This window comes from Pseudomonas sp. Colony2, assembly GCF_019382755.1.
GTDB lineage: Bacteria > Pseudomonadota > Gammaproteobacteria > Pseudomonadales > Pseudomonadaceae > Aquipseudomonas.
Map to the genome: position 1 here is coordinate 6,268,622 of NZ_CP080030.1, position 8,556 is coordinate 6,277,177.

The window sequence follows — 8,556 nt, forward strand, 5'->3', positions numbered from 1 at the left end:
TCGCAGGCAAGCCAGCTCCCACAGAAAAGCAGMTCTGTTTTCGCTCTGGTCTTTGCTTTTGCTTTTAACACTCAAGCCGGCCGGTAGGCCGCTGTGCTCTGCTTTTGATCTGCTTTTGATTTTGATCTGCGGGCCCCGTCAACCACGATGGCCGCAAGYAGGCACGGTGGAGCGGGTAAATCGGCAAGGATGCCGATTTAGCCGCGCCGGGCCATGGATGGCCCGTCGCGGCGGCCCGCGGAATCGGGCCGGAGTGCGGGCATGCCGAGCCTAAGCGAGGCACCGAGTGGTGGGGCAAAGACCTTTTGGTTACTTTTGGGGCGTTTGCCAAAAGTGACCCGCTGTAAGAGCGGAACCATAAGTGGCCGTTACCGAAGAAACGGATATGTACTCAGCCAGACTGAACATATCTCATACCCCCCAACCCACCACGCAACTATTGGTTACAAGTTGGTGATAACCTCACCGTTCCCCCACCCAGACCCGTCTCCCCGATGCCCAGTGAACCCGCGCTGCTGTTACGTCACCACCGCCCTTTCATCGCGTTCTGGCTGGCGCGGATCTTCACCGCCAGCGGTTTCCAGATGCTCACCGTGGCCATCGGCTGGAACCTCTACCAACTGACCGACAACGTGCTGGACCTGGGTTTGGTCGGCCTGGTGGAGTTCGTACCGCGGGTACTGTTCATGCTGCACACCGGCCATGTGGCCGACCGCTATGAACGGCGCAAGGTCGCAGCCATCTGCCAGACCGTTCAAGCGTTGATCGCGCTATCCCTGGCAATCGGCGGACTGACCGGCAATGTCACCCGCGAGATGATTTTTATCCTGGCGTTCCTGCTGGGCGCAGCCCGCTCGTTTGAAATGCCCACCACCCAGGCCCTGCTTCCGAGCATCGTGCCCACGGCGCTGTTCCCCCGCGCGGTGGCGTCGTCGCAGTCGGCGCAGCAATTGGCCACCATCGTGGCGCCGGCGCTGGGCGGTCTGCTGTACGCCTTTGGCAGTGTCTGGGTCTACGGCCCCACGGTGGTGCTGTACCTGATCGCCTGCGTGCTGACCCTCAACCTGCCCGCGCGCCAGACGCCGCTGAACAAGGCCAAGGCGACCATGGATTCGTTGCTGGCCGGGATTCGTTTTATCCGCAGTCGGCCGGACATCCTCGGCGCGATTTCCCTGGACCTGTTCGCCGTATTGCTGGGCGGCGCCACGGCCTTGCTGCCGGTGTTCGCCAAGGACATTTTGCTGACCGGGCCGTGGGGCCTTGGGCTGCTGCGCTCGGCGCCAGCGGTCGGGGCGTTGTTGATGTCGTTGTGGCTGGCGCGGTTTGCCGTCGACCGGCATGTGGGGCGGATCATGTTTACGGCGGTCGGGGTGTTTGGCGTAGCCACCATCGCGTTCGGCCTGTCGACCTCGTTCTGGTTCTCCCTGGCGGTGCTGGTGGTATTGGGCGCAGCGGACATGATCAGCATGGTGATCCGCGCCTCGTTCGTGCAACTGGAAACCCCGGACGAAATGCGCGGCCGGGTCAGCGCGGTCAACGGGCTGTTTATCGGCGCGTCGAATCAGTTGGGCGAGTTCGAGTCCGGGATCACCGCCCACTGGTTCGGCACCGTGCCCGCCGTGGTCATGGGCGGCATCGGCACGCTGGTGGTGACCGGGGTCTGGATCAAACTGTTCCCGACCCTGGCCAACCGCGACCGCATGCATGTGCCGGTGGAAGAGCCCGCCAAGGTTTAGAAGACCTTGTCGAGGGTGACGGGAAAGTCCCGCACCCGCTTGCCGGTGGCGTGATACACCGCGTTGGCCACCGCCGCCGCCACCCCGACTATCCCGATCTCGCCGACGCCCTTGGACCCAAGGGCGTTGACGATCTCGTCGTGTTCTTCGACAAACAGCACATCAATCTCGCCGATATCCGCGTTTACCGGAATGTGGTATTCGGCCAGGCTGTGGTTCATGGAGCGACCCAATGCGTGATCGACCTGGGTCTCCTCATGCAACGCCATGCCGATGCCCCAGACCACACCGCCGAGAATCTGGCTACGGGCCATCTTCGGATTGACCACCCGCCCGGCCGCAATCGCACTGACCACCCGGCTGACCTTGATGGTGCCCAGGTCCTCATCCACCCGCACTTCGACAAACACCGCCGAATGCGTGGCAGAGGCATAGCCTTCGCGCTGTTTGCCCGGCTCGCAATCCACCTGCACTTCCAGCGCCTGCTCGCCGCTGTCTTGCACCAATTGCGCCAGGGAGATGCGCTGGTCACCGGCGTGCATCTGGCCGTTCTCAAACCGTGCCGACTCAGCGTCTTTGAACGCCGGGTACGTCTTGCGCGCAATGTCCAACAGCTTGGCGTTCAACGCTTCACAGGCCTGTTGCACCGCGCTGCCCACCGACGACACGGTAAACGAGCCGCCCTGCAACGGCGCCGTCGGCAGCGATGAATCCCCCAGCAGGAACGTCACATCGCCTACCGGCACGCCGCTGGCCTGGGCGGCGATCTGCGCCATGACCGTGTAGGTGCCGGTGCCGATATCGGTGGTGGCGCTGCTGACCGTGAGCTTGCCCAGATGGTCGATCCGCGCCTTGGCGCTGGCTTTCATTTGCAGGGCCTCCCACACCCCGCCGGCCATGCCCCAACCAACCAGTTGGCGACCATCGCGCATGCTTCGCGGCTCCGGGTTGCGCTGGCTCCAGCCAAAACGCTCGGCACCTTCGCTGTAGCATTCGCGCAACGCTTTGCTGGACCAGGGCTTGTCTTCGTTCTGATTGCGCTCGGCATAGTTGATCAGCCGCAATTGCACCGGGTCGATGCCCAGGGCGCAGGCCAGTTCATCCATCGCGCATTCCAGGCCGATCACCCCCAGCGCTGCGCCGGGGGCGCGCATGTCCAGCGGTGTGAACACGTCCAGCGGCACCAGCTTGTAGGTCAGCAGCACGTTATCGCAGTGATAAAGCATGCCGCTCCATTCCACCACGTGTTCGCTGAAGTCCTCGAAGCGCGAGGTCTGGCCGATGGCGGTGTGGCCCAGGGCAAGCAAGCGGCCATTGGCGGCAGCACCCAGTTGCAGGCGCTGCAAGGTGCGCGGGCGATAACCGAAGGTGAACATCTGCTGGCGCGTGAGGGTGACGCGCACCGAACGCTTCAGGGCCAGCGATGCCATCACTGCCAGCGGCAACTGGTACTGCGGGCGCAGACCGGAACCAAAGGCGCCGCCGACGAACGCGGCGAAGATCCGCACCTGGCTTTTATCCAGGCCGAAGACTTTCTGCACATAGGCCTGGCAGTTCTGCGGGCCCTGGGTCTTGTCGTGGATATGCAGGGTGCCGTCCGGCTGATACAGCACGGTACTGGCGTGGGGTTCCATGGGGTTATGGTGTTCGATGGGCGTGCTGTAGTGCAGATCCAGGCTCGTGGCGGCGCCGGTCCATTCGGCCTGGAAGTTGCCGCGCGGCTTGGGCGGTGTTTGCGGCGACGGGTGCGCCTGCTCCTGCAAGGCCAGCAGATCGGTCTCGGCAGGCTCGGCGGCGTATTCGATCTGCACCAGGGAACCGGCGTGGCGCGCCAGCTCCAGGTTGTCGGCAATCACCAATGCCAACGGCTGGCCGCTGTAGAGCACGCGGTCGTTGTACAGCGGGCGAAACGGCGAGCCGTCGGCAGCATCGGCATCGGCGTAGCTGTCGTCGTAGCTGGCCAGTTTCGGGCGGTTGAGGTGATCAAGCACCATCACCACACCGGGCAGCGCCAGGGCTTGGGACGCATCAATGCGGATGACCCGGCCCTTGGCGATGTTGCTCGACACCACGCTGCCGTGCAGCAAGCCATCCTCGGGAAACTCACCGGCATAGCGCGCTTGCCCGGTGACCTTGAGCAGACCGTCGACCCGGTCCAACGGTTTGCCGATTGCGCTCATGACGTGGCTCCTGCAACAGCGGCATCGCTCAGGGCGCGAATGATCGCGCGGCGTGCCAGTTTGATCTTGAAGCCGTTGTGCTCCAGCGGCTCGGCGTCTAGGAGCAGGGTTTCGGCGGCAGTGCTGAAAGTTTCGCGGCTGACGGACTGGCCGATCAGCGCGGCTTCCACCGCGCGATCACGCCATGGCTTGTGGGCGACGCCGCCCAGGGCCAGGCGGGCGTCGACGATCACATCGCCATCCAGCTCCAGCGCCGCCGCGACGGATACCAGGGCGAAGGCGTAGGAAGCCCGGTCACGGATTTTAAGATAGTGACTGTGGGCAGCCAGGTGGTCGGCAGGCAACTCGATGGCGGTGATCAGTTCGTCGTCGGCCAACTGGTTATCCCGCTGGGGTGCATCGCCCGGCAGCCGGTGAAAGTCGGCGAACTCGATGACCCGCGCACCACCCCGGCCCTGCACATGCACCCGCGCATCCAGGGCGGCCAGGGCCACGCACATGTCCGAAGGATGGGTGGCGACGCACTGGTCGCTGGCGCCGAGGATCGCGTGGATGCGGTTCAAACCGACCCGCGCCGGGCAGCCACTGCCGGGCTCGCGTTTATTGCAGGGCACGGCGGCGTCATAGAAGTAGTAGCAACGGGTGCGTTGCAGCAGGTTGCCGCCGGTACTGGCCATATTGCGCAATTGCGGCGAGGCGCCGGCGAGGATGGCCTGGGACAGCAGCGGGTAACGTTCCTCGATCAGCGGGTGCCAGGCCAGGTCGGCGTTGCTCACCAGGGCACCGATCATCAAGCCGCCCCCGGGAGTTTCTTCCACGTCGCGAAGTGGCAGCCCGGTGATATCAATCAGGTGCTCCGGGCGGCTGATGTTCTCTTTCATCAGGTCTAGCAGGTTGGTGCCACCGGCGATAAACCGCGACGCCGGGCTGACCAGGTGCACCGCCTCCTGCACGTCGGCCGGCTTGCTGTAATGGAAGGGATTCATTGCTCACCTCCCTGCACGCGGCACGCCGGCAAGGCTTCTTCGATGGCATCGCGGATGTTGTTGTAGGCGCCGCAGCGGCAAAGGTTGCCGCTCATCAGTTCCTGGATTTGCGCGGTGTCGTGGGCGCGGCCTTCACGGGCCAGGCCCACCGCCGAGCAGATTTGCCCCGGCGTGCAGTAGCCACACTGGAAGGCATCGTGCTTGATAAAGGCCTGTTGCATCGGGTGCAGGTCGTCGCCCGAGGCCAGGCCTTCGATGGTGATCAACTCGGCACCGTCGCACATCACCGCCAGGGTCAGGCAGGCGTTCACCCGCTTACCGTTGAGCAACACGGTGCAGGCACCGCACTGGCCGTGGTCGCAGCCCTTCTTGGTGCCCGTCAGGTCCAGTTGCTCGCGCAGCAGGTCCAGCAGGGTGGTCCAGGGCAATACATCCAGTTGAATGGGGTCCCGATTGAGGGTCAGGCGTATCGGATGACTGACGAACGGCTTGGCCGCCGCGCCATTGGGGGTTGCGCTCATAAACACCTCACGGATTGGTGTGCAATCGCGGCGTTCTGGGAAGTCGCCGTCTTAGCGGTACGACTTCCCGGGGTTATGAGCGTTCAAGGCAATTGATGGGTGGCGATCAGCGAATGCCGAGGGTGGTGACCAACTGGTTGCGCGGTGGGTTGATCGAGGTGTTGCTGTACTGGAACGTGCCGCCGGCTTCGATATCCAGCTGGAACGTATAGATGTAGCCCATCAACGTTCCCGCGCCGCTGCATGGCTGGCTGATGGAACCCACCTGGCAGATGGCCATGCTGGTGCCGGACACCGACGCGCCGTCGAAAAATGCCTGGGAGCTGTTGCCCAGGCCGACTTCCATCACGTACACCAGTGTCTGCCCGCGGTGCGTGCACATCTGGGTGCTGTCGGCCCGCTCGGGAATGGTTTCAGTGCACTTGGCCGACTGAACCTTGAATACCCGCACCTCGCTCAACGCCGGTGCAGGCGCGCCCCACGCCGGTGCCGCACCGAGCCACAGGCCGATGCAACCGAACAGAGCTAGACTCCAGGCGCTGGCTTTTTTCATGCTGTCGATGACCCTGTAATAAACGTCGGCGCAGTATGCCTCAAGGCCATGATCAAGCCTATGCGCCACTGGCCCTCGGCTGCTGGTATGATGCGCCGCTTTTTCCGATCCTCTCTGGAACCACAGGCGCTTGGCGCAGTTTGTGCTTTGACTTAGAGGTCAACAAATAACGACGCAAGATAGCGTCACAGGGAGCAGGCATGCTGGAAAAGCTGTTTCAACTCAAGGCACACAACACGAATGTGCGCACCGAGATTCTCGCGGGCGTCACCACCTTCCTGGCCATGGCCTACATCCTGTTCGTCAACCCGAGCATTCTCGGCGAGACCGGCATGGACAAGGGCGCGGTCTTTGTCGCGACCTGCCTCGCGGCGGCCATCGGTTCCACCGTGATGGGCCTGATCGCCAACTACCCGATTGCCCTGGCACCGGGCATGGGCCTCAACGCATTCTTCACCTACACCGTGGTCCTGCACATGGGCCACACCTGGCAAGTGGCGCTGGGCGCGGTGTTCATCTCGGCAGTGCTGTTCTTCCTGCTGTCGATCTTCCGCATCCGCGAATGGATCATCAACAGCATCCCGCTGCCCCTGCGCTCGGCGATTGCGGCGGGTATCGGCCTGTTCCTGGCGCTGATCGCCCTGCACAACGCCGGCATCGTGGTCAGCAACCCGGCCACCATGGTGGGCCTGGGCGACCTGAAACAACCCGCGCCGATCCTCGCCACCCTCGGCTTCGCGCTGATCGTTGCGCTGGAAGCCCTGAAAGTGCGCGGCGCGGTATTGATCGGCATCCTGGTGGTGACCATCGCCTCCATCGTGCTGGGCTTCACCCCGTTCGGCGGCGTGATGTCGATGCCACCTTCGCTGGCCCCGACCTTCCTGCAACTGGACATCAAGGGCGCCCTGGACATCGGCCTGGTGAGCGTGATTTTCGCGTTCCTGTTCGTCGACCTGTTCGACAACTCCGGCACCCTGATCGGCGTCGCCAAGCGCGCGGGTCTCATGGGCAAGGACGGCCACATGCCGAAAATGGGCCGTGCGCTGATCGCTGACAGTACGGCGGCCATGGCCGGCTCGCTGCTGGGCACCTCGACCACCACCAGCTACATCGAATCGGCGGCGGGCGTGAGCGCCGGTGGCCGTACCGGTTTGACCGCCGTCGTGGTCGCGATCCTGTTCCTGCTGGCGCTGTTCTTCTCGCCACTGGCGGCCAGCGTCCCGGCCTTCGCCACCGCACCGGCGCTGCTGTTCGTCGCCGTACTGATGACCTCGGGCCTGGCCGAAATCGACTGGGACGACATCACCGTCGCCGCACCGGTGGTGATCACCGCCCTGGCGATGCCATTCACTTATTCCATCGCCAACGGCATTGCCTTCGGTTTCATCGCCTGGACCGCCATCAAGCTGCTTTCGGGCCGCTACCGTGAGCTGAACCCGGCGCTGGTGATCCTGTCGATTCTGTTTGTAATCAAGCTGGGCTGGTTCAACGCATGACTTTTGACGCCGCAAGCTACACCGTTCAACTGGAAGAAAAGGTCACGCGCCTGCGTGACCTGCTGGCGCCGTTCGACGCGCCAGAGCCTCAGGTTTTCGACTCGCCGTTGCAGAACTTCCGCCTGCGGGCGGAGTTCCGCCTGTGGCGCGAAGAGGGTCAGCGCCACTACGCAATGTTCTCCCAGGAGGACAAGCGCACACCGATCCTCATTGAAGAGTTTCCGATTGCCAGCCTGCGCATCAACCAGTTGATGCCGCAACTCAAGGCCGCCTGGCAAGCCAGCGCCGCCCTGAGCCACAAGCTGTTCCAGGTGGAGTTCCTCACCACTCTGGCCGGCGACGCGATGATTACCCTGTGCTATCACCGCCCGCTGGATGAGCATTGGCATACGGCGGCGAACAAGCTGGCGGCGGACCTGAACGTCAGCATCATCGGCCGCTCCAAGGGCAAGCGCGATGTGATCGGCCGCGATTACGTGGTCGAGAAACTCGACGTCGGCGGTCGCACCTTCAGCTATCGCCAGCCTGAAGGCGCGTTCACCCAGCCCAACGGCACGGTGAACCAGAAGATGCTCAACTGGGCATTCGAAGCCCTGGGCGATCGCAGTGATGACCTGCTGGAGCTGTACTGCGGCAACGGCAACTTCACCCTGCCTCTGGCCACTCGCGTGCGCAAAGTGCTGGCCACCGAGATCAGCAAGACTTCGGTGAACGCGGCACTGAGCAACCTCGATGAAAACGCGGTGGATAACGTCACCCTGGTGCGTTTGTCTGCCGAAGAGCTGACCGAGGCCTTGAATGAAGTGCGGCCGTTCCGCCGCCTGCACGGCATCGACCTCAAGAGCTACGAGTTTGGCAGCGTGTTCGTCGACCCGCCGCGTGCCGGCATGGACCCGGACACCTGCGAGCTGACCCGGCGCTTCGAGAACATCCTGTACATCTCCTGCAACCCGGAGACGTTGGCGGCGAACATTGCGCAACTGCATGACACGCACCGGATTACCCAGTGCGCGATGTTTGACCAGTTCCCGTGGACGCACCACATGGAATCGGGTGTGTTACTGACCCGGCGTTAAATCCCCAG

7 protein-coding genes are annotated in these 8,556 nt (G+C 63.5%); 3 read left to right on the forward strand and 4 right to left on the reverse strand.

Going from position 1 to position 8,556, the window contains the following annotated elements:
* The first annotated feature begins 494 nt into the window (after window positions 1-494).
* Window positions 495-1,736 carry an MFS transporter gene (locus tag JV201_RS25510; protein ID WP_219406171.1) on the forward strand — a complete coding sequence of 414 codons (1,242 nt, stop codon included), beginning with the start codon at window positions 495-497 and terminating at the stop codon, window positions 1,734-1,736.
* Here JV201_RS25510 and JV201_RS25515 read toward each other — a convergent pair.
* From JV201_RS25515 to JV201_RS25530, 4 genes are all read right to left on the reverse strand, one after another.
* Window positions 1,733-3,916, reverse strand: coding sequence for a xanthine dehydrogenase family protein molybdopterin-binding subunit (locus tag JV201_RS25515; RefSeq protein ID WP_219406172.1), 2,184 nt, complete (start codon window positions 3,914-3,916; stop codon window positions 1,733-1,735). The two genes, JV201_RS25510 and JV201_RS25515, sit on opposite strands and share 4 nt — an antisense overlap.
* On the reverse strand, window positions 3,913-4,902 hold the full coding sequence (locus JV201_RS25520) for a xanthine dehydrogenase family protein subunit M (protein ID WP_177045455.1): 990 nt from the start codon (window positions 4,900-4,902) through the stop codon (window positions 3,913-3,915). The genes JV201_RS25515 and JV201_RS25520 overlap by 4 nt, the downstream gene beginning before the upstream one ends.
* Complete coding sequence (locus JV201_RS25525; RefSeq protein WP_102605485.1) at window positions 4,899-5,423, reverse strand: (2Fe-2S)-binding protein; 525 nt, start codon at window positions 5,421-5,423, stop codon at window positions 4,899-4,901. Before JV201_RS25525 ends, JV201_RS25520 begins: the two co-directional genes overlap by 4 nt.
* A gap of 106 nt (window positions 5,424-5,529) precedes the next feature.
* The gene (locus JV201_RS25530; protein ID WP_219406173.1) at window positions 5,530-5,976 is read right to left on the reverse strand and encodes a DUF4879 domain-containing protein; all 447 of its coding nucleotides are present in this window, start codon (window positions 5,974-5,976) and stop codon (window positions 5,530-5,532) included.
* A 200-nt stretch (window positions 5,977-6,176) separates the two neighbouring features.
* Here JV201_RS25530 and JV201_RS25535 point away from each other — a divergent pair, with 200 nt between their 5' ends.
* Both JV201_RS25535 and trmA read left to right on the forward strand, forming a co-directional pair.
* A complete protein-coding gene (locus JV201_RS25535) occupies window positions 6,177-7,472 on the forward strand; it encodes an NCS2 family permease (protein ID WP_003215557.1) in 1,296 nt (431 codons plus the stop codon).
* Entirely contained in the window at window positions 7,469-8,548 is a 1,080-nt protein-coding gene (trmA, locus tag JV201_RS25540) for a tRNA (uridine(54)-C5)-methyltransferase TrmA (protein ID WP_102605483.1), read from the forward strand. The genes JV201_RS25535 and trmA overlap by 4 nt, the downstream gene beginning before the upstream one ends.
* Window positions 8,549-8,556 lie beyond the last annotated feature (8 nt).